Annotated in this window: 19 protein-coding genes; 14 read left to right on the top strand and 5 right to left on the bottom strand. The window is 67.2% G+C overall.

Features of this window, described 5'->3' with window-relative positions; translation table 11 throughout:
• Positions 1-3: 3 nt before the first annotated feature.
• From ADBZ5N_RS02105 to ADBZ5N_RS02090, 4 genes are all read right to left on the bottom strand, one after another.
• Positions 4-1005, bottom strand: coding sequence for an ABC transporter ATP-binding protein (locus tag ADBZ5N_RS02105; protein WP_526255834.1), 1002 nt, complete (start codon positions 1003-1005; stop codon positions 4-6).
• Position 1006: 1 nt separating this feature from the next.
• Entirely contained in the window at positions 1007-2047 is a 1041-nt protein-coding gene (locus ADBZ5N_RS02100) for an ABC transporter permease (protein WP_526255833.1), read from the bottom strand.
• A 79-nt stretch (positions 2048-2126) separates the two neighbouring features.
• Positions 2127-3713, bottom strand: coding sequence for an MFS transporter (locus ADBZ5N_RS02095; protein ID WP_526255846.1), 1587 nt, complete (start codon positions 3711-3713; stop codon positions 2127-2129).
• Entirely contained in the window at positions 3713-4414 is a 702-nt protein-coding gene (locus ADBZ5N_RS02090) for an LppX_LprAFG lipoprotein (protein WP_526255832.1), read from the bottom strand. The genes ADBZ5N_RS02095 and ADBZ5N_RS02090 overlap by 1 nt, the downstream gene beginning before the upstream one ends.
• Before the next feature lie 87 nt (positions 4415-4501).
• Here ADBZ5N_RS02090 and ADBZ5N_RS02085 point away from each other — a divergent pair, with 87 nt between their 5' ends.
• The 9 genes from ADBZ5N_RS02085 to whiA all read left to right on the top strand — a co-directional run bounded on the left by ADBZ5N_RS02085 (position 4502) and on the right by whiA (position 13470).
• A complete protein-coding gene (locus tag ADBZ5N_RS02085; protein WP_526255831.1) occupies positions 4502-4975 on the top strand; it encodes a GNAT family N-acetyltransferase in 474 nt (157 codons plus the stop codon).
• Positions 4976-5004: 29 nt separating this feature from the next.
• Positions 5005-5610, top strand: coding sequence for a riboflavin synthase (locus ADBZ5N_RS02080; protein ID WP_526255830.1), 606 nt, complete (start codon positions 5005-5007; stop codon positions 5608-5610).
• A gap of 502 nt (positions 5611-6112) precedes the next feature.
• Positions 6113-7399, top strand: coding sequence for a bifunctional 3,4-dihydroxy-2-butanone-4-phosphate synthase/GTP cyclohydrolase II (locus ADBZ5N_RS02075; protein WP_526255829.1), 1287 nt, complete (start codon positions 6113-6115; stop codon positions 7397-7399).
• A gap of 29 nt (positions 7400-7428) precedes the next feature.
• Entirely contained in the window at positions 7429-7869 is a 441-nt protein-coding gene (gene ribH, locus ADBZ5N_RS02070) for a 6,7-dimethyl-8-ribityllumazine synthase (RefSeq protein WP_526255845.1), read from the top strand.
• The gene (locus ADBZ5N_RS02065; protein WP_526255828.1) at positions 7866-8375 is read left to right on the top strand and encodes a PH domain-containing protein; all 510 of its coding nucleotides are present in this window, start codon (positions 7866-7868) and stop codon (positions 8373-8375) included. Before ribH ends, ADBZ5N_RS02065 begins: the two co-directional genes overlap by 4 nt.
• A 76-nt stretch (positions 8376-8451) precedes the next feature.
• On the top strand, positions 8452-10509 hold the full coding sequence (uvrC, locus tag ADBZ5N_RS02060) for an excinuclease ABC subunit UvrC (RefSeq protein WP_526255827.1): 2058 nt from the start codon (positions 8452-8454) through the stop codon (positions 10507-10509).
• An 11-nt stretch (positions 10510-10520) separates the two neighbouring features.
• A complete protein-coding gene (gene rapZ, locus ADBZ5N_RS02055) occupies positions 10521-11429 on the top strand; it encodes an RNase adapter RapZ (protein ID WP_526255826.1) in 909 nt (302 codons plus the stop codon).
• A gap of 29 nt (positions 11430-11458) precedes the next feature.
• On the top strand, positions 11459-12496 hold the full coding sequence (yvcK, locus tag ADBZ5N_RS02050) for a uridine diphosphate-N-acetylglucosamine-binding protein YvcK (protein ID WP_526255844.1): 1038 nt from the start codon (positions 11459-11461) through the stop codon (positions 12494-12496).
• Entirely contained in the window at positions 12487-13470 is a 984-nt protein-coding gene (gene whiA / locus ADBZ5N_RS02045) for a DNA-binding protein WhiA (RefSeq protein ID WP_526255825.1), read from the top strand. The genes yvcK and whiA overlap by 10 nt, the downstream gene beginning before the upstream one ends.
• Positions 13471-13511: 41 nt before the next feature.
• On the opposite strand, the gene ADBZ5N_RS02040 is transcribed toward whiA, so the two are convergent.
• Entirely contained in the window at positions 13512-14405 is an 894-nt protein-coding gene (locus ADBZ5N_RS02040; RefSeq protein WP_526255824.1) for an oxygenase MpaB family protein, read from the bottom strand.
• A gap of 120 nt (positions 14406-14525) precedes the next feature.
• Here ADBZ5N_RS02040 and gap point away from each other — a divergent pair, with 120 nt between their 5' ends.
• From gap to ppc, 5 genes are all read left to right on the top strand, one after another.
• Positions 14526-15545, top strand: a complete 1020-nt coding sequence (gap, locus tag ADBZ5N_RS02035; protein WP_526255823.1) for a type I glyceraldehyde-3-phosphate dehydrogenase — start codon at positions 14526-14528, stop codon at positions 15543-15545.
• Positions 15546-15561: 16 nt separating this feature from the next.
• Entirely contained in the window at positions 15562-16773 is a 1212-nt protein-coding gene (locus ADBZ5N_RS02030; RefSeq protein ID WP_526255822.1) for a phosphoglycerate kinase, read from the top strand.
• A 10-nt stretch (positions 16774-16783) separates the two neighbouring features.
• Positions 16784-17569, top strand: coding sequence for a triose-phosphate isomerase (gene tpiA / locus ADBZ5N_RS02025; RefSeq protein ID WP_526255821.1), 786 nt, complete (start codon positions 16784-16786; stop codon positions 17567-17569).
• 67 nt (positions 17570-17636) lie between these two features.
• Positions 17637-17870 (top strand): preprotein translocase subunit SecG, encoded by a 234-nt coding sequence (gene secG / locus ADBZ5N_RS02020; protein WP_526255820.1) that lies wholly within the window; start codon positions 17637-17639, stop codon positions 17868-17870.
• 120 nt (positions 17871-17990) lie between these two features.
• The gene (ppc, locus tag ADBZ5N_RS02015; protein ID WP_526255819.1) at positions 17991-20822 is read left to right on the top strand and encodes a phosphoenolpyruvate carboxylase; all 2832 of its coding nucleotides are present in this window, start codon (positions 17991-17993) and stop codon (positions 20820-20822) included.
• Positions 20823-20825 lie beyond the last annotated feature (3 nt).

The following is a 20825-nucleotide window of genomic DNA, read 5'->3' as shown; positions in this document are numbered from 1 at the left end:
CGCTCAGGACTTACCGGAGTGCAGAGACTTGTGCTCGATGATGTCGCGGGAGCCGCCGCCGGCGCCGAGCATCTCCCGGAATGCCTGGACGGTGTAGCCGACGACCGTCGCGTCGGTGCCGGCCCGGGCGGTGGCCGAGCGGGGCAGCGCGAAGAGCGGGCCCATCTCGCCGAAATAGTCCCCGGCCTTTGCGACTTTCAGAATTTCCTCACCGCCGCTTGCCAATTCGCGGACCAGTTCGATCTCGCCCTCGGAAACCATGTAGATCGAATCACCCATGGTGCCCTGTTCGAAGAGGGTCTCGCCGGCACGCAGCGCGACCGTCTCCGGCTCGTGTTCGGTCGCGGACATGTTCGGCACCAGTTCCACCACCCGGTCGGCCAGCGGCAGCATCCTGGTGTCATGGGTGGCCACCACCACCACCCGCTCGCCGGAGGCCAGTTCGCGTATCAGTCGAAGCACCTCCTCGACCTGGATGTAGTCCAGATGGGCGGTCGGCTCGTCGGCGATCAGCAGAGGAGGGTCCAAGGCGATGGCGCGGGCCACCGCCACCCGTTGCTGCTGCCCGCCGCTCATATCGCCGGGGCGGTGGTGCATCCGCGCGGCCAGTCCGACCCGGGACAGCAGTCCCGCGGCGCGGTCCCGGGACTCCTCACGCCCGATGCCGGCAGCGCGAAGCGGCACCATCACGTTCTCGATCGCATTCAGGCTGGGCACCAGGTTGAATGCCTGGAAGACGATGCCGACAGTGTTTCGCCGATATTCCGACAGCCGCTTAGGGTCGAGCCTGGTCAAGTCGATGTCGCCGAACTCGATCTTTCCGGCGGTCGGCTTGAGGATGCCGCCCAGGCAGGACAGCAGCGTCGTCTTCCCGCACCCGCTGGGCCCCAACAGGATTGCCAGCGATCCCTCCGCCACGTCGAGGCTCAACCCGTCGATGGGCCGAACGGTGTCCTCGCCGCTGGCGTATTCCACCACAAGGTCCTTGATTCGAAGATCAGCCACGTCAGGGTCCTCCGAATGCGACTGCCGGGTCAACGACGACGGCGCGCCGCAACCCGGCGAGGCTGGCGAGCACCCCGATGGTAACCGCGACGACGGGGAGCAGGACGAAGGCCATGGTCGGAATGTCGACGCGCATCGGGAACAGCGGTCCCAGCAGCACCGACAGCACTCCGCCCAGCAGTGCTGAGAGCACGGCCACGATGATCGCCTGCATCGCCAGCCCCGCCATGATCGAGCGGGTCGGGACGCCGACGGCCTTGAACACCGCGAAGTCGCGGGTACGTTCGAGCGCGGACATGTAGATCATCGAGCCCACGATCATTCCGGCCACCACCCACAGCAGTCCGGCCATCAGGCTCATCGCCTGCCGGGCCCCGGTCAGCGCGCGCAGCAGGTCGTCGACGGCACCGGTTCGGCCGACCAGCCGGTAACCGCTCGGCGCACGCTCGGGCAACCCGACCACGCCGATCGACGAGATCAGCGACTGGCCGGAGAACAGCAGCGTCTGGGCTCCGCTGACGGTGAGAAAGATATTGGCCTGCCCGGCGAGGGCAGTCGAATCGTCCACCAGACCCACGATCTGCAGATTGCGCGAGCCGATCTCGACGGTGGCGCCGATGGGTTTGCGCATGGTGTCAGACACCGCGGCCTCATGTGTCTCCGACGGCGGACGGCCCTCTTTCACGGCCGGCATACCGGGGCCCTTCTCCGGGGCGCCGAACACGTTCACACTGCGTGCAGAGCCCTTGTTGTCCGGCATGGTGGCGCTGCCGTACACCAGCGGGACGGTGGTTTCGACCCCGGGAAGCTGAAGCTTGGTGGCGGGGAACGCCGCCGAACCCAGGAACGGGCCGGTGGCACCGGACTTGACCAGAAAGCCGTCCAGCCCCAGGGAATCCACGGTCCGGGTGGCCTCAACTCGGAATCCGTTGGCGAGTCCGGTCAAAACCAGTGTCATGGCGAAAACCAACCCGGTGCCGACGATGGCGATCACGAATCGGCGTTTGCGCCACTGCAGGTCGCGCAGCGCCGCGGTCAGCACGTCGTTCCCAGCATGGGGGCGAGGGTACCGACCCGATGAGCTGCTCGCCGTTGGCTTTCACCAATTGGGCGGCGGGCGGTCAACGGCGTGCCGCGTGGCGGGGCTGGGTCGCAAGGTCAACGTCGTCGACGGCCTGCGCGCTGCGGCTACCGAGAAAGAGAGCGATTGCCGCGCCGACCAGACACACGATCATCGTGATGTAGAAGATCGCGCCGTACTGCATGGCGAACGCGGTGCGGTAACGCTCCGCTTCAGCAGCGACTCGGGCCGCCAGGTTGTCCCCGCCCGCCTTCGGCAGCGTGGCCAGAATCTGGTTGAACCGGTACAGACCCCAGGCAGTCAAGGCGGCGACACCGATCAGCATCCCGGTCATGCGGGCCACCACCACCAGCGAGGAGGCGATACCGTGCTGGGCGGCCGGCACGACCCGAAGAGCAGTCGAGGTCAGCGGCCCGATCACCAGTCCGAGGCCGAACCCGGCCAGGGCCAGATCGGTACCGAAGGTCGGCAGCGACAGCGGACCGATCTGGTGGCGGGTGGAGAGCACATCGACTCCCCAGTGAGACACCAGCCAGTAAGCGAACGCGGCGATGAGCATGCCCGCCACCGTCACCGCCCGGTCGCCGATCCGGGTGGCCAGCCAGCCACCGGCGAGGGCGCCGACCGGCAGCGCGATCAGGAAGTGCAACAGCAGAAATGCCGCGCCGGTCTGATCCCTGCCCAGAACACCCTGGCCGAACAATTCGACGTTGACCAGGGTGACCATCAGCGCCGCCCCGGCGCACATCGAGGTGCCCAGCGAGGACAGAAAGGGGCCGAACTTGACTCCGCTGGGCTCGATGAGGCGGGTGCGGGCGAAGCGCTCCCACAGCGCGAACGCGATCGCGGCCACCACGGCGCCGACCACCAGCGGCACCCCGTAACTGGGCAGAATTTGCTTACCGTCCGGGGCGGGGTTGTACAACCCCCAGACAGCCAGGCCCAACGCCAGGGCCAGCAGTAGACCGCCGACGACGTCGACGCGTTCCGGTTCCGCGCTGCGTTCGTGGGCCGGCAGGCTGAAGTGGATCAGCACCATCGCGATGAGGGCCAGCGGCACATTGATCCAGAACACGTCGCGCCAGGTATTGAGCAACCAGACCACGCCGATGCCGTAGAGCGGGCCGAGCACGCTGCCGAGTTCCTGCGCCGCTCCGATACCACCGAGCACCTGCGCCCGGTTGCGCGCCGACCACAGGTCGGCGGCCAAGGCCAGGGTTACCGGCAGTAGCGCGCCGCTGGCGACGCCTTGAATGAACCGGCCGATCACCAGCACCGTGAGGTCGTCTGCCAGTGCGGTGATGACCGAGCCGAGCGCGAAGCCAGCCAGGCTGGCCTGCAGCACCAACTTGCGGCCCAAGCGGTCGGAGAGCCTGCCCAGCAGGGGCATCGCCGCGATATAGCCCAGCAGATACCAGGTGATGATGGGCGTGACCTGCTGGATCTTGTTGATCGGAATACCGACCGACTTCATGATGTCGACCATGATCGTGACGACGACGTAGGTGTCGAGCGCCCCGAGTAGGACCGCAAGGCTGCCGGCGCCGATTGCGATCCGGCGGCTGCGTCGGGCCCGCGGCTCGGAATCGACGGCGGTGGTCCCGGTGCTGGCGTGAGCCGGCGGCATCACACCGCCGGCTTGGTTACGGTGACCGGCTTGTCCCACTCGGACAGCGCCAGCGCCACGGAGTTACCGGCGCTCTGCTCCACCTGAGCCTGCACCAACTGGTGGGGGGCGTCCTTCTCGATCCACACCGTCGCCGGAAGCGGGCCGCCGGCCTTCAACTGGGGGATCAGTTTGTTGACCGCATCAGGACTGGCCTTCCCGGTGATCCGGACGGCCGGCACCCCGCCGATGGTCTCGAAGCTCTCGGCCTTGGCCTCGGCCAGACCGGCCAGCATATTGGCCAGGCCGGTGTCGGGGTTGAGGATCACCGACGGGTCGTAGACGTCGGCGGCCGGGCCCATGTCCAGCCAGTTGTCCGGGGTCAGCGCGGCGTAGAGGGTGCCGTCGACGACCACCAGATCGGCGTCGATATCCGAGCCGCCCATGGTGATCTTGGCGTTGCCCTGCACCGCGGTGCTGGGCACGTTGGTCAGATCCGCGGACAGTGTCTTGATCGGCAGGCCCTCGACCTTGCCGGTCACCGCGATCTCCAAATGGGCGCTTTTGAGGCCCTTGGTCGCGGCCACGGACTGCTCAATCAGCCCGGCGGCCTCCGGCAGCGGCTCGGTGGCCTTCTTGGAGCAGCCTGCGGCGGAGATGGTGAAGACCGCAGCAGCAATCAGGGCTGTGAGAACGGCAATCATTCGGCGCAACGTCGACATGCCTGCATCGTAGAGGGTCGCCCGGGCCGCTCGGCGGTCGCGACGCGGGGGTTGTGTCGTTGTGACGCGGTCGGTATTACTGGGCGCATGAACGCCCACCTGGAATTTCGGGCCGTGCCGGCGGGGACCGGCGACGCGGCTGAGCTGGTGGCTGCCATGGTCGCCGAGATGAGGGAGCTCTACGAGGGCCTCGACCTCGACGCGCCTGACATGCCGAAGGCGGGTCCGGCCGAACTGGGGCCGCCCGGTGGCACGTACCTGGTCGGCTACCGCGACGGCGTCCCGGTGTGCGGCGGCGGCCTCAAACGTCTCCCGGACGGCGCCTGCGAGATCAAGCGAATGTACGTGGTGCCGCAAGCCAGACGATCCGGGGTGGCACGAGCGCTGCTGGCCGCCCTGGAGGACGTAGCCCGCGGGCTGGGCTACCGCATCGCCCGGCTGGACACCGGTTCCCGTCAGCCGCACGCCCAGGCGTTCTACGAGGCCTCCGGCTACCGGCGGGTCGGCAACTTCAACGACAACCCGGCCGCGGCGTTCCACGGCGAGAAGTGGCTGGATTAGGCGCGGAATCAGCCCGTACATTTAGACGCATGTTCACCGGCATCGTGGAGGAACTGGGCGAGGTCGTCGGTACCGAGGACCTCGGTGATTCCGCACGGCTGACCATCCGCGGGCCGGTCGTGACCGGGGATGCGCGCCATGGCGATTCGATCGCCGTCAACGGGGTCTGCCTGACGGTGGTCGACCTGCTTGCCGACGGCCGGTTCACCGCCGACGTGATGGCCGAGACGCTGAGACGATCCAGCCTGGCGGCGCTGTCGGCCGGCAGCGCTGTGAATCTTGAGCGAGCGGCGGCGGTGAACAGCCGATTGGGCGGGCATATCGTCCAGGGCCACGTCGACGGCACCGGGACGGTGATTTCCCGCAACCCGTCGCAGCACTGGGAGGTGGTTCGGATCGCGTTGCCCGCCGCGCTGTCCCGCTACGTGGTGGAGAAGGGGTCGATCACCGTCGACGGTGTGTCACTGACGGTGTCGACGATCGGTGCGGACTGGTTCGAGGTTTCCCTGATCCCCACCACGCTGGCGACGACCAACCTGGGCCATGCTGCGGTGGGCACGCCGGTGAACCTGGAAGTCGACGTCATCGCCAAATATGTGGAGCGGCTGCTGTCGCAGTCCCCTTCGACGGACTAGGACTTTTTCGTCCTGCACTACGACCAGTCGAGGCTGTTGACGGTAGGTCCAGTTCCCCTGAAACCGGTGTCGGTCCCCGACAGGGTCGCCACAGCCGTAGCAGCGGCCGGCACCGGCCGGTATGACCGGGCTGTGGGCGGGTAGCGCGTCACGGTGACCGCGGAGTCATCGCCCCGGGTCGTGCGGTGGCAGCGGTGTCTGCCGCGCCGGTGTCGGCTGGTGCGATACCCGCCGCGGGCAGTCCAGCGATGGACAGGGCGACGAGGACTGCCGCCGCGCCGAGGTGCCGGGAGCACGTTGAGCATCGTCACCGCCTGACTAGGAATCTCGAGCCGGAATGTCCTCCAAAATCACTGCGACGGTGCGGCAGTGGGCTCTGTTTGGATAACCGCCTGCCTGGCGGATAAGGGCCGGTGAAAACGGGTGGTTCATACTGTGGGCAGCACTATGGAACTCCCTGTGGGCCCAGCGGCCCGGCGGGGCAACGGGCAGGCGGCACACGATGACGAGACTGGACACCGTCGAACGCGCGGTTGCCGATATCGCGGCGGGTAAGGCCGTCGTCGTCATCGACGATGAGGATCGCGAGAACGAGGGCGATCTGATCTTCGCCGCCGAAAAGGCCACCCCGGAACTGGTGGCTTTCATGGTTCGCTACACCTCCGGCTATCTGTGCGTGCCCCTCGACGGCGCGATCTGCGACCGGCTCGGCCTGCTGCCGATGTACGCGGTCAACCAGGACAAGCACGGAACCGCCTACACCGTCACCGTGGACGCCAAAGTCGGTGTGGGAACGGGTATCTCGGCATCGGATCGGGCCACCACGATGCGTCTACTGGCCGATCCGTCCAGCATCGCCGAGGATTTCACCAAACCCGGCCACGTGGTGCCGCTGCGGGCCAAGGACGGCGGGGTGCTGCGCCGCCCCGGCCACACCGAGGCCGCCGTCGACCTGGCCCGGATGGCGGGCCTGCAGCCTGCCGGCGCGATCTGCGAGATCGTCAGCCAGAAGGACGAGGGCGCGATGGCCCAGACCGACGAGTTGCGGATCTTCGCCGACGAGCACGCTCTGGCGCTGATTTCGATCGCCGACCTCATCGAGTACCGCCGCAAACACGAGAAGCTTGTCGAGCGAATCGCCGAGGCCCGCATCCCGACCCGACACGGCGAGTTCCGGGCCGTCGGCTACACCAACGTCTACGACAACGTCGAGCACGTCGCACTGGTCCGCGGCGACATCGCCGGTCCCGATAACGATGGCCGCGACGTGTTGGTGCGGGTGCACTCGGAATGCCTGACCGGGGACGTGTTCGGATCCCGCCGCTGCGACTGCGGACCGCAACTGGACGCCGCGATCGAGATGGTTGCCCGGGAGGGCCGTGGAGTGGTTCTCTACATGCGCGGGCACGAAGGCCGTGGCATCGGGTTGATGCACAAACTTCAGGCCTATCAGTTGCAGGACGCCGGCGCGGACACCGTGGACGCCAACCTTGAACTCGGCTTGCCCGCCGACGCCCGCGACTACGGAATCGGCGCGCAGATACTCGTCGACCTCGGGGTGCGGACCATGCGGCTGCTCACCAATAACCCCGCCAAACGGGTCGGGCTGGACGGCTACGGGCTGCAGGTGGTCGAACGGGTGCCGCTGCCGGTGCGGGCCAACGCCGAGAACATCCGCTACCTCAAGACCAAACGCGACCGGATGGGTCACGACCTGTCCGGTCTGGAGGACCTCGATGATCTCGGCGACGCCTTGGGCCTGCCCGGAGACATCGGGGGCGCGCTGTGAGGGGCTCCGGTATCCCCGAGGTGCCCGACATGGATGCCTCCGACGTCCGCCTTGCCATCGTCGCCAGCACCTGGCATCCCCGGATCTGCGACGCCCTGCTGGACGGGGCGTGCCGGGTCGCGCAGGACTGCGGAGTCCCCGCACCCACGGTGATCCGCGTGCACGGTGCCATCGAGATCCCCGTGGTGGCCCAGGAACTGACCCGCAATCACGATGCGGTGGTCGCGCTGGGCGTGGTCATTCGCGGTGAGACACCGCATTTCGACTATGTCTGCGATGCCGTCACGCAGGGACTGACCCGGGTGTCGTTGGACTCGGCCACCCCGGTCGCCAACGGCGTGCTCACCACCGAGAACGAGCAGCAGGCCCTGGACCGGGCCGGTCTGCCCGACTCCGCGGAGGACAAAGGCGCTCAGGCATGCGCCGCGGCGCTGTCCACCGCGCTGACCTTGGGACAGCTCCGCGCATGACGCCGGGCCGGGACAGCGCTGGCCCTGACGGGCGGGGCTCACAACCTGGGGAGTGGGACGCCGAATTCCGGCCGCGGGTGGTACCGCGGGCGGCGATCGCGGTCGCCGGGCTTATCGCGGTCTCCGGAATTGTCCTGTCGGCGTTCAACGACCGCTCATCGGGAGCATTCATGCGCGTTGCCGATCAGGTTGCCTGGGGCGGACTGGCCGTCATTGTGGCCGCAGCCATCGTGGTGGTACTCACCCGGCCGCGGCTGCGGGTCGGCCCGGCCGGCCTCTCGGTTCGAAACGTGCTCGAAGACAGATTGATTCCGTGGCCGGATGTAGTCGATATCTACTTCCCCCGGGGTAAGCGCTGGCCGCGGGTGGAACTGCAGGCCTACGAGTACGTGCCTGTGTTGGCCATCCAGTCCGCCGACGGCGACCGTGCAGTGGACGCGATGGACACCCTGCGTGAACTGATGGCCCGCTACCTGGGCCAACAGCCCCGCGGCGAGGGTGCCTAAACCGCACGTCCTGCGGGTGTGTCGGCGAATCGACACGCACGGTCGCCGGGATGGCACCCGGTACTAACCTGGGACCGTGCCCGATCCCGCGACGTACCGACCCGCGCCGGGATCCATCCCCAACGAGCCCGGGGTCTACCGGTTCTCCGATCCCCACGGCCGGGTCATCTACGTCGGCAAAGCCAAGAACCTGCGCAGTCGGCTGACGTCTTACTTCGCCGATGTGGCCGGCCTGCACCCCCGCACGCGTCAGATGGTCACCACTGCCGCCAAGGTCGAATGGACCGTGGTGACCACCGAGGTGGAGGCACTGCAACTCGAATACAACTGGATCAAGGAGTTCGATCCGCGGTTCAACGTCCGCTACCGCGACGACAAGTCCTACCCGGTGCTCGCGGTGACTCTCAACGAGGAGTTCCCGCGGCTGATGGTCTACCGCGGGCCGCGCCGCAAGGGTGTGCGCTATTTCGGCCCGTACTCCCACGCCTGGGCCATCCGCGAAACCCTCGACCTGCTGACCCGAGTCTTCCCGGCCCGCACGTGTTCGGCGGGAGTGTTCAAGCGGCACAGCCAAATCGAGCGGCCCTGCCTGTTGGGTTACATCGACAAATGTTCGGCCCCTTGCGTGGGCCGGGTGAGCGCGCAACGGCACCGTGAGATCGTCGATGATTTCTGCGACTTTCTCTCCGGCAAGACCGACCGGTTCGCCCGTGGTCTGGAACGTCAGATGACAGCGGCGGCTGGTGAACTCGACTTTGAGCGGGCGGCACGACTGCGTGACGATCTCGGTGCGCTCAAGAGAGCCCTCGAGAAACAGGCCGTGGTGCTCGGCGACGGCACCAACGCCGACGTGGTTGCATTTGCCGACGACGATCTGGAGGCTGCGGTTCAAGTCTTCCACGTCCGGGGCGGACGTGTTCGCGGACAACGCGGTTGGGTCGTCGAAAAGCCGGGTGATCCGGGGGAGTCCACCGAAGCCGCCCTCGTCGAACAGTTCCTCACCCAGTTTTACGGCGCTGAAGCTGAATTGGGCGGACCGCCCGGGACCGAATCGGACGGCGCTGCTGACGAATCCATCAACCCGGTACCTAAGGAAGTGCTGGTGCCATGCTTGCCGCCCAACGCCGAGGAACTGGCCACCTGGCTATCCGCGCTGCGAGGATCGCGGGTAGTGCTGCGGGTGCCGCGCCGTGGTGATAAGCGCGCCCTGGCTGACACAGTGCACCGCAACGCCCGAGAGGCGTTGCAGCTGCACAAGCTGAAGCGGGCCGGCGACTTCACAGCCAGATCAGCTGCGCTGCAAAATATTCAGGAGTCGCTGGGCCTGGCTGAGGCACCCCTGCGTGTCGAGTGCGTCGATATCAGCCATGTGCAGGGCACCGACGTCGTCGGTTCGCTGGTGGTGTTCGAGGACGGACTGCCGCGTAAGTCCGACTACCGGCACTTCGCGATCCGGGAGGCCGCCGGTGCAGGTCGCTCGGACGATGTGGCATCCATCGCCGAGGTAACCCGGCGACGTTTCCTGCGTCATGTCCGCGACTTGAGCGGCGATGGTGACAACGTCGAGGCAGGCAGACGCCGGTTCGCCTACCCACCGAACCTTTTCGTGGTCGACGGCGGTGTGCCGCAGGTGAATGCGGCCCAGTCAGTACTTGATGAACTCGGCGTCACCGACGTCGCGGTGATCGGACTGGCCAAGAGATTGGAGGAGGTGTGGGTGCCGGGCGAACCCGACCCGGTGATCTTGCCACGTAACAGTGAGGGGCTGTATCTGCTGCAGCGTGTACGTGACGAAGCGCACCGGTTTGCGATCTCCTATCACCGCAGCAAGCGGTCCAAACGGATGACCGCCTCGGCGTTGGACACCGTGCGGGGCCTGGGGGAAACCAGGCGTAAGGCTCTGGTGACTCACTTCGGCTCGGTGGCCCGGCTTCGCCAGGCCAGCGTGGCCGAGATCACCGAGGTGCCCGGCATCGGCGCGGCGACTGCCGCCGCGGTTCTCGAGGCGCTGGGCAGTCTGCAAACATCCAGCGCTGAAACCGATCCCGCTGGTTGGGATACGTCAGCGGACTCGGTGGACAATGATGCTCAGCAGGCCCTCCCACCGACAGTCCAGCGACCGACAACCCCATGACAGGCCACCCGATGACAGCCCCCGGCCCAGCCGACGATGTGCCGGCCACCGATGCCTCCGACATCGACGTGCTGTTGGTGACGGGCCTGTCCGGAGCCGGTCGTGGCACCGCCGCGAAGGTGTTGGAAGACCTGGGCTGGTATGTCGCCGACAATCTTCCCCCCGAATTGATTGCCCGCATGGTCGATCTCGGCCTGGCGGCCGGCTCACGGATCACCCAGCTGGCGGTGGTGATGGACGTCCGATCCCGAGGATTCACCGGCGACCTGGACGCGGTCCGCAAAGATCTCGCCGACCGCAACATCACCCCGCTGGTGTTGTTCATGGAGGCCTCCGATGAAATCCTGGTCCGCCGCTACGAGAACAACCGGCGCAGCCACCCGCTGCAGGGCAACCAGACCCTGGCCGAGGGAATCGCCGCCGAACGGGCGATGCTGGCTCCGGTGCGCGCCGGCGCCGATCTGATCATCGACACCTCCACGCTGTCGGTGCCGTCGCTGCGGGCCAGCATCGAAAACGCCTTCGGCGCAGAGACCATCGCGCAGACCGCCGTCACGGTCGAATCCTTCGGCTTCAAATACGGCCTGCCGATGGATGCCGACATGGTGATGGATGTCCGTTTCCTACCCAACCCGCACTGGGTGGACGAACTGCGGCCCCAAACCGGGCAATCCCCGGCAGTACGGGACTACGTTCTGGCACAGCCCGGGGCCACGGAATTCCTGCAGACCTACCATCAGCTGTTGAAGTTGGTGGCTGACGGCTACTTGCGCGAGGGGAAGCGGTATATGACGGTGGCGATCGGATGCACCGGCGGCAAGCACCGCAGCGTCGCCATCGCCGAGGCGTTGGCCGGCTTGCTGAGCGCGAACCGGCAACTCACCGTCCGGGTGTTGCACCGCGATCTGGGGCGCGAGTGAGTGTGAATCCGGAGGGCAGCAGCGCACGCATCGTCGCACTCGGCGGTGGCCACGGGCTGTACGCGACGCTGTCGGCCGCACGCCGTCTGACCCCACATGTGACCGCAGTGGTGACTGTGGCCGACGACGGCGGCTCATCAGGTCGGCTGCGTTCCGAGCTTGACATCATCCCGCCCGGCGATTTGCGAATGGCGTTGGCTGCCTTGGCATCCGATAGCCCGCACGGCCGGTTGTGGGCCACGATCATCCAACACCGGTTCGGCGGCAGCGGCGCCTTGGCCGGCCACCCGATCGGCAACCTGATGTTGGCCGGACTCAACGAGGTGCTCGCCGATCCGGTGGCCGCGCTGGACGAGTTGGGCCGCATCCTGGGCGTCAAGGGCCGGGTGCTGCCGATGTGTCCGCTGGCCCTGCAGATCGAAGCCGACGTGGCCGGGTTGGAAAGCGACCCCCGGATGAGCCGGGTGATCCGCGGTCAGGTCGCGGTGGCCACCACCCCGGGGAAGGTGCGGCGTGTCCGGTTGCTGCCCGGTGATCCGCCGGCCACCCGCCAGGCGGTGGACGCGGTGATGAACGCCGACCTGGTGGTGCTGGGACCGGGATCGTGGTTCACCAGCGTCATTCCGCATGTCCTTGTCCCTGGTCTGGTCGCCGCCCTCAATTCGACTCCGGCCCGGCGGGCCCTGGTGCTGAATCTGGCTGCCGAACCGGGCGAGACCGCCGGTTTCTCGGCCGAACGGCACGTGCATGTGCTGGCCCAGCACGCGCCGGGGTTCAGTGTCAACGACATCATCGTCGATGCTGGTCGGGTGCCGTCTCAGCGGGAACGCGATCAGCTGCGCCGTACCGCGGCGATGCTGCAGGCCGCGGTTTCGTTTGCTGACGTCTCCCGACCTGGTACACCTTTACATGACCCAGCAAAGCTAGCCGCGGCCCTGGAGGCGGTGCGGTCACGGGGAGCGGATGCCCCGACGGCCACCGTGCCTACCGCCGCTCCGCGTGCGCCGGCGCAGGATTCGGCCGGCCAGCTTCGAGATGGACCGAGAGGTGACGACCTGTGGCGATGACAGCTGAGGTGAAAGACGAGCTGAGCCGCCTCGTCGTCAACTCGGTGACCGCCAGGCGGGCGGAGGTGGCGTCCTTGCTCAGGTTCGCCGGTGGGCTGCACATCGTGTCCGGTCGGGTGGTGATCGAAGCCGAAGTCGATATGGGCAGCACCGCCCGACGCCTCCGCAAAGACATTCACGATCTTTACGGCTACAACTCGGTGGTACATGTGCTGTCCGCCAGCGGTATTCGAAAGAGCACCCGTTATCTGTTGCGGGTCGCCAAGGACGGTGAGGCGCTGGCGCGGCAGACCGGTCTACTGGACGTGCGTGGTCGGCCGGTGCGCGGGCTGCCCGCGCAGGTGGTCGGCGGCAGCATCGCCGATGCCGAGGCGGCCTGGCGCGGCGCGTTCCTGGCCCACGGCTCGCTGACCGAACCGGGCCGCTCGTCCGCGTTGGAGGTGAGCTGCCCGGGTCCGGAGGCGGCGCTGGCTCTGGTGGGTGCCGCCCGGCGGCTGGGGGTGAGCGCCAAGGCCCGCGAGGTGCGCGGAACCGACCGCGTCGTTGTCCGCGATGGCGACGCGATCGGCACTCTGCTCACCCGGATGGGCGCCCAGGACACCCGGCTGGTGTGGGAAGAACGACGGATGCGCCGGGAAGTGCGTGCCACGGCCAACCGGCTGGCCAACTTCGACGATGCCAACCTGCGCCGGTCGGCACGGGCAGCCGTCGCCGCGGCTGCGCGGGTGGCGCGCGCGTTGGAGATCCTGGGCGATACGGTGCCCGACCACCTCTCCGCTGCCGGGCGCCTCCGGGTGGAGCACCGGCAGGCCTCGCTGGAGGAGTTGGGCCGGCTGGCTGACCCGCCGATGACCAAAGACGCGGTCGCCGGGCGGATTCGCCGTCTGCTGTCGATGGCCGATCGTAAAGCCAAACAGGACGGCATTCCCGACACCGAGTCCGCCGTCACGCCGGACCTTCTCGACGACGCCTAACCGGACGACGCCTAACCGGACGACGCCTAACCGGACGACGCCTAACTGGTTGGGGGCTCCGGAAGCGGATTCGCCGACATCGCCCAGCGGATCCCGCCTACCAGCACCCGGCCCGCAGCCCGGATCGCGGTGGCCTCCACCGGGGGCAGGTAGGGCAGCCGCAGCGGCAGCCGCGCCCACGCCGGCAACATCGACACCGACGTCGCGGCGATCACCCCATAGGGTCCGCGTGCCAGCAATGGCAGCGGGGGAGTGACCAACAGGAACCGGGCTGCCTCCCGGGCGGACTCGGTGCCGCGCAGTTCCGGGCGGAACGCCGCGATGCGCTCCTTGAGTTCAGCCTCGGTCCGCGGCGGGTCGATCACCCCCAGAGCGGTGGCGACTCGGGCGGTGTCGGCCACATAGGCGTCGCGTCCGGACTGATCAAGTGGGTTTGCGCCGTAGAGCCGGTGAGCCAGCAGGAAACTGTCGATCTCGGCGATGTGCACCCACTCCAACAGGTGCGGGTCGTCGGCGCGGTAGGGCCGGCCGTCCGTGGCGAGGCCATGGACCCGACGGTGGATGCCGCGCACCTTGTCGACCGCCCGCTGGGCATCGCGGGCCGTGCCGAAGGTGGTTACCGCCAGGAACGCACTGGTGCGCTGCAGTCGCCCCCACGGGTCGCCGCGGTAGTCCGAGTGCTCGGCCACCCCCGCCATCGCCAGCGGATGCAGGGACTGCAGCAGCAGGGCGCGCAGTCCGCCGACGAACATCGACGCATCGGCGTGCACCTCGCGGATCGGGCGGTCGGGGGCGAACCAGCGCGGCCCGGGCGCCCCGTGGATCCGCTCCCGGCGCTGCGGACCTTCCGGCCCGGCGACCATGGCGAACAAACCCTGGCCGATTCGTTCGCGAACTTTGCTCACATCCAGTTCCAACGGCAGCGACAACGTCATAGCACGACGGTACGCCGTGGCTGCTAAGCGGTCGCCCGGTTCTCGCCCGCCTCGCTGACGTCGGCACTAGGCTGACCCGAGGCATCGCATGTGCCACAAGACGGACTTGAGGAGATGAACGTGACGATCCGGGTTGGCATCAACGGTTTTGGCCGCATCGGACGCAACTTCTACCGAGCGCTGGAAACCCAGCAGGCCGAGGGCAAGGCTAAGAACATCGAGATCGTGGCGGTCAATGACCTGACCGACATCAACACGCTGGCCCACTTGCTCAAGTTCGACTCCATCCTCGGCCGGTTGCCCAAGGACGTCACGGTCGATGGCGAGAACATCGTCATCGGCGGCGAGAAGGTCAAGGCCATGGCCAACCGGGAGGGCCCGGCTGCCCTCGGGTGGGGAGACCTCGGCGTCGACGTCGTCGTGGAATCCACCGGCCTTTTCACCGACGCAGCCAAAGCCAAGGGCCATCTGGAGGCCGGCGCCAAAAAGGTGATCATCTCCGCCCCGGCCTCCGGCGAGGACATCACCATCGTGATGGGTGTCAACGACGACAAGTACGACGGCAGCCAGAACATCATCTCGAATGCCTCCTGCACTACGAACTGCCTTGGGCCGCTTGCCAAAGTGGTCAACGACGAGTTCGGTATCGTTCAGGGTCTGATGACGACGGTGCACGCCTACACCCAGGATCAGAACCTCCAGGACGCCCCGCACAAAGACCTGCGTCGCGCCCGTGCCGCCGCACTGAACATCGTCCCCACCTCGACCGGCGCCGCCAAAGCCATCGGACTGGTGCTGCCCGAGTTGAAGGGCAAGCTCGACGGCTACGCGCTGCGGGTGCCGATCCCCACCGGCTCAGTGACCGACCTCACCGTGGAACTGAACAAGACCGCGACCGCCGAGGAGATCAACGCCGCACTCAAAGCCGCGGCCGAGGGGTCGATGAAGGGCATCCTGAAGTACTACGACGCCCCGATCGTCTCCAGCGACATCGTCACCGACCCGCACAGCTCGCTCTTCGACTCGCTGCTCACCAAGGTGATCGGCAACCAGGCCAAGGTCGTCTCCTGGTATGACAACGAGTGGGGCTACTCCAACCGGCTGGTCGACCTCATCGGCCTGGTCGGCAAGTCCCTGTAGTCCGAGGAAGATCACAGTGCCGGTCAAGAGTCTCGCCGACTTGCTCGCCGAGGGCGTGGCAGGTCGCGGCGTACTGGTGCGCTGCGACCTCAACGTCCCACTCGACGAGAACGGCTCCGTCACCGATACCGGCCGCATCGACGCCTCGGTGCCCACCCTCAAGGCGCTCTCCGAGGCCGGGGCCAGAGTCATCGTCACCGCCCATCTGGGCCGGCCGAAAGGCGGGCCGGAACCGAAGTACTCGCTGGCGCCGGTGGCCACCGTGCTCGCCGAGAAACTGGGACGGCATGTCCAGTTGGCCGGCGATGTGGTCGGCACCGATGCTCTGGCGCGTGCCGAAGGTCTCACCGACGGCGACGTGCTGCTGCTGGAGAACATCCGCTTCGACCCGCGGGAGACCAGCAAGGACGACACCGAACGCCAAGCGCTGGCGGCGGGCTTAGCCGAACTCGTCGGGGAGGACGGCGCTTTCGTCTCCGACGGCTTCGGTGTGGTGCACCGCAAGCAGGCGTCCGTCTACGACGTCGCTAAGCTGCTGCCCCGCTACGCCGGCACCCTGGTGGCCGCTGAGGTCAAAGTGCTCGAGCAACTTGCCAGAGCCGGCGAACGGCCCTACGCGGTGGTGCTCGGCGGCTCGAAGGTCTCCGACAAGCTGGCGGTCATCGAAAACCTTGCCGGCAAAGCCGACAGCCTGATCATCGGCGGCGGCATGTGCTTCACCTTCCTCGCCGCGCAGGGCCTGTCGGTCGGGACCTCGCTGCTTCAGGAGGAGATGATCGACACCTGCCGACGACTGCTGGAGGAGTACGGAGACGTCATCCACCTGCCGATCGACGTCGTCGTCGCCTCGGAGTTCAAAGCCGATTCGACACCGCAAACCGTTCGGGTGAAGGACATTCCGGCCGACAAGATGGGTCTGGACATCGGACCCGAGTCGGTGGCCCGGTTTACCGCACTGCTGTCCAACGCCCGCACCGTCTTCTGGAACGGGCCGATGGGGGTCTTCGAGTTCGCGGCGTTCGCCGCGGGCACCAAGGGTATTGCGGAGGCCATCATCGCCGCCACCGCCAAGGGGGCCTTCAGCGTGGTCGGCGGCGGCGACTCAGCCGCGGCGGTCCGCCAACTCGGCCTCGCCGAGAACGGCTTCTCCCACATCTCCACCGGAGGTGGGGCGTCGTTGGAATACCTGGAGGGCAAGACGCTCCCAGGCATCGAGATTCTCAGTTAGGACTTGAACAATGTCCCGTAGACCGCTGATCGCGGGCAACTGGAAGATGAACCTCAACCACTTCGAGGCGATCGCCCTGGTGCAGAAGATCGCTTTCGCGCTGCCGGAGAAGTACTTCGACAAGGTCGACGTCACGGTCATCCCGCCGTTCACCGACCTACGGAGCGTCCAGACCCTGGTCGACGGCGATAAGTTGCGCTTGACCTACGGCGCCCAGGACCTCTCGCCCCACGATTCCGGCGCCTACACCGGCGACATCAGTGGAGCCCTCCTGGCCAAGCTGGGCTGCACGTTCGTCGTGGTTGGCCACTCTGAGCGGCGCACCTACCACCACGAGGACGATGCGACGGTGGCCGCCAAGGCCGCCGCGGCGTTCCGCCACGGGCTCATCCCGATCGTCTGCATCGGGGAGCACCTGGAGGTGCGTGAGGCCGGCGAGCATGTCGCCTACAACCTCGCCCAACTTGAAGGGTCGCTGGCCGGGCTCAGTCAGGAGCACCTGGCGCAGGTCGTCATCGCCTACGAACCGGTCTGGGCAATTGGGACCGGTCGGGTGGCAAGTTCCGGTGACGCTCAGGAGGTGTGCGGCGCCATCCGCGCCAAACTGGCCGAACTGGCGTCCCCGCAGGTCGCCGAGGGGATCCGGGTACTTTACGGCGGCTCGATGAATGCCAAGAACGTGGCGGAACTCGTCGCTCAACCGGACGTCGACGGCGGCCTGGTCGGTGGGGCATCGCTGGACGGCGAGCAGTTCGCGACGCTATCGGCGATCGCCGCAGGCGGGCCGCTGCCCTGAGCTTGCCGGACTCACCAGTCCCACCCAGCGGCCGTAATCGCGGGTCGGACCCGGTAGGCTGATGGCCATGTTGCTCGCCCTGCAGATCCTGCTGATCATCACCAGCGTCCTGGTGGTGCTGCTGGTCCTGCTGCACCGGGCCAAGGGCGGTGGCCTGTCCACGCTGTTCGGCGGCGGTGTGCAGTCCAGCCTGTCCGGCTCCACTGTCGTCGAGAAGAACCTGGACCGGCTCACCCTGTTCGTCACCGGCATCTGGGTGGTCGCGATCGTCGGCATCGGCCTGATGATCAAATTCGCCTAGGCTCCCACGGTCGGCATCCACCGTCCCCGATACTCCGTGCCGAGACTGGCGATCACGCGGCGGTGCGGTAATGACGGTAGCCCGGTGCATCGGTGACCCTCCTGCCCGATACTTGACCTTATGGCACAGCCCGCCCACGACGCCTCACCGGCCGCATCAGACACCGACCCCATCGGAGCGGTTCACCGGACCCGGGTCGGGCGGGAGGCAACCGAGCCGATGCGTGAGGACATCCGCCTGCTCGGTGCCATCCTCGGCGACACCGTCCGCGAGCAGAGCGGGCAGGAGGTGTTCGCCTTGGTCGAACGCGCCCGGGTGGAGTCCTTCCGGGTGCGCCGATCCGAGATCGACCGGACCGAGCTTGCCGACTTGTTCCGCGGCATCGACGTCCACCACGCCATTCCGGTGATCCGGGCATTCAGCAATTTCGCGTTGCTGGCCAACGTGGCCGAGGACATCCATCGGGAGCGGCGCCGGGAAATCCATCTCGCTGCCGGAGAACCGCCGCGGGACAGCACCTTGGCCGCGACCTATCGGAAACTCGATGCGGCGGGCCTGGGCGCTGCCGAGGTCTCCGACGCGCTGCGCGGCGCGCTGGTATCGCCGGTCATCACCGCCCATCCCACCGAGACCCGGCGCCGCACCATCTTCGACACCCAGAACCGCATCACCAGGCTGATGCGACTCCGGATGCACGGCCGTACCGAGACCGAGGACGGCCGCTGCATCGAGCAGGAGTTGCGCCGCCAGATCCTCACCCTGTGGCAGACGGCGCTGATCCGGCTGTCCCGGTTGAAGGTTGCCGACGAGATCGAATCCGGCCTGCGGTACTACCCGGCCTCGTTTTTCGAGGTGGTCCCGAAAGTCAACGCGTCGATTCGCGACGCGCTGCGCGGCCGTTGGCCGGATGCCACGCTGCTGCAACGACCGATCGTGCGCCCCGGATCCTGGATCGGCGGTGATCGTGACGGCAACCCGAATGTCACCGCCGAGGTGGTGAAACTGGCTACCGGCAGTGCCGCCTACACCGCGCTTGCTTTCTACTTCGACGAACTGGCTCAGCTGGAACAGGAATTGTCGATGTCGGCCCGCCTTGTGCAGATCGACGCCGAACTCGATGCCCTGGGGGCGTCATGCATCGAGGAGGCGCGGGCCGACGAGCCTTATCGCCGTGCGCTGCGGGTGATCCGCGGACGGCTCACCGGCACTGCCGCCGAAATCCTGGACCGGATGCCCGAACATGTGCTCGACGCCGGGCTGGCGCCCTACCGCAGCGCGCAGCAGATGCAGGCCGACCTGGATGTCATCGACGGCTCGCTGCGGCGCCACGGCAGCGCAGTGTTGGCCGACGACCGGTTGGCGAGGTTGCGCGATGCCCTGGACGCCTTCGGTTTCCACCTGTGCGGTCTGGATATGCGGCAGAACTCCGAAACTCATGAGCAGGTGGTAGCCGAACTGCTGGCATGGGCCGGCGTTGTGCCGGATTACGCCGCACTGTCCGAACCGCAGCGGGTGGCGGTGCTAGTGGCTGAGCTGTCCACCCGCCGGCCACTGATCGGCGACCGCGCCGAACTGTCCGAACTGGCCCGCAAGGAACTGGGCATCGTCGCTGCCGCCGCCGAGGCGGTGCGAGCGCTGGGCGAGGAGGCGGTGCCGACCTACATCATCTCGATGTGCCAGTCGGTGTCGGACATGCTCGAGGCCGCGTTGCTGCTGAAAGAATCTGGGCTGTTGGATCTTTCGCATCACGAACCTGGAGGCAGTGGCTACGCCCCGGTGGGGATCGTGCCGCTGTTCGAGACGATCGACGACCTGCAGCACGGTGCCCGGATCCTGGAGGCCGCCCTGGACGTCCCGATCTACCGCGCCATGGTGCGAGGTCGCGGCGAGACCCAGGAGATCATGCTCGGCTACTCCGACTCCAACAAGGACGGGGGCTACCTGGCGGCGAACTGGGCGCTGTACCGAGCCGAACTGGACTTGGTGGAAACCGCCCGCCGCACCGGAATCCGGTTGCGGCTCTTCCACGGTCGAGGCGGAACGATTGGCCGTGGCGGTGGCCCCAGCTACGACGCGATCCTGGCGCAACCTCCCGGTGCGGTCAACGGCTCGCTGCGGCTGACCGAACAGGGTGAGGTTATCGCTGCCAAGTACGCCGAACCGCGCACCGCGCATCGCAACCTGGAAAGCCTCGTCGCGGCGACGCTGGAGTCCACCCTGCTGGATGTGGAAGGTCTCGGCGACGGAGCGGAGCAGGCCTATCAGGTGCTCGACGACCTCGCGGGCCGGGCGCGAGGTTGCTATGCCGAATTAGTCCACCAAACAACCGGTTTCGTGGAGTATTTCGAACAGTCCACCCCGGTCAGTGAGATCGGCTCGCTGAACATCGGCAGCCGGCCCACCAGCCGTAAGGCGACGGCGTCGATCTCGGATCTACGGGCGATTCCGTGGGTGCTGGCTTGGAGCCAGTCCCGAGTGATGCTCCCAGGGTGGTACGGGACCGGGACCGCACTGCGGGAGTGGGTCGCCGACGGCGATCCCCAGAAACGAGTGGAGGTTTTGCGGGATCTCTACAATCGGTGGCCGTTCTTCCGGACAGTGCTGTCCAATATGGCTCAGGTGTTGGCCAAATCCGATATGGGGCTGGCTGCCCGGTATGCCGAGTTGGTCATCGATTCCGAACTGCGGGACCGGGTGTTCGGCATGATCCGCGCCGAGCATGAGCGGACCATCGAGATGCACAAACTGGTCACCGGACACGAGGACCTGCTGGCCGACAACCCGGCCCTGGCCCGTTCGGTGTTCAACCGGTTTCCGTATCTGGAGCCGCTGAACCACCTGCAGGTCGAGTTGCTGCGGCGCTACCGGGGCGGTGATGATGACGAACTGCTCCGGCGCGGCATTCTGCTGACGATGAGCGGGTTGGCGTCGGCGCTGCGAAACAGCGGCTAGCGG

It is taken from the genome of Mycobacterium sp. (genome assembly GCF_044370595.1).
Lineage (GTDB): Bacteria > Actinomycetota > Actinomycetes > Mycobacteriales > Mycobacteriaceae > Mycobacterium.
The sequence above is the reverse complement of the archived record's forward strand: the minus strand, read 5'-3'. Positions and strand labels throughout refer to the sequence as shown.

What these genes read in the sequence shown, in the direction of transcription:
- ADBZ5N_RS02095 (WP_526255846.1), bottom strand. Translation starts at nt 3,713, where the DNA reads ATGCCGCCGGCTCACGCCAGCACCGGGACCACCGCCGTCGATTCCGAG.
- ADBZ5N_RS02090 (WP_526255832.1), bottom strand. Translation starts at nt 4,414, where the DNA reads ATGTCGACGTTGCGCCGAATGATTGCCGTTCTCACAGCCCTGATTGCT.
- ADBZ5N_RS02085 (WP_526255831.1), top strand. Translation starts at nt 4,502, where the DNA reads ATGAACGCCCACCTGGAATTTCGGGCCGTGCCGGCGGGGACCGGCGAC.
- ADBZ5N_RS02080 (WP_526255830.1), top strand. Translation starts at nt 5,005, where the DNA reads ATGTTCACCGGCATCGTGGAGGAACTGGGCGAGGTCGTCGGTACCGAG.
- ADBZ5N_RS02075 (WP_526255829.1), top strand. Translation starts at nt 6,113, where the DNA reads ATGACGAGACTGGACACCGTCGAACGCGCGGTTGCCGATATCGCGGCG.
- ribH (WP_526255845.1), top strand. Translation starts at nt 7,429, where the DNA reads ATGGATGCCTCCGACGTCCGCCTTGCCATCGTCGCCAGCACCTGGCAT.
- ADBZ5N_RS02065 (WP_526255828.1), top strand. Translation starts at nt 7,866, where the DNA reads ATGACGCCGGGCCGGGACAGCGCTGGCCCTGACGGGCGGGGCTCACAA.
- rapZ (WP_526255826.1), top strand. Translation starts at nt 10,521, where the DNA reads ATGACAGCCCCCGGCCCAGCCGACGATGTGCCGGCCACCGATGCCTCC.
- ADBZ5N_RS02040 (WP_526255824.1), bottom strand. Translation starts at nt 14,405, where the DNA reads ATGACGTTGTCGCTGCCGTTGGAACTGGATGTGAGCAAAGTTCGCGAA.
- tpiA (WP_526255821.1), top strand. Translation starts at nt 16,784, where the DNA reads ATGTCCCGTAGACCGCTGATCGCGGGCAACTGGAAGATGAACCTCAAC.
- secG (WP_526255820.1), top strand. Translation starts at nt 17,637, where the DNA reads ATGTTGCTCGCCCTGCAGATCCTGCTGATCATCACCAGCGTCCTGGTG.
- ppc (WP_526255819.1), top strand. Translation starts at nt 17,991, where the DNA reads ATGGCACAGCCCGCCCACGACGCCTCACCGGCCGCATCAGACACCGAC.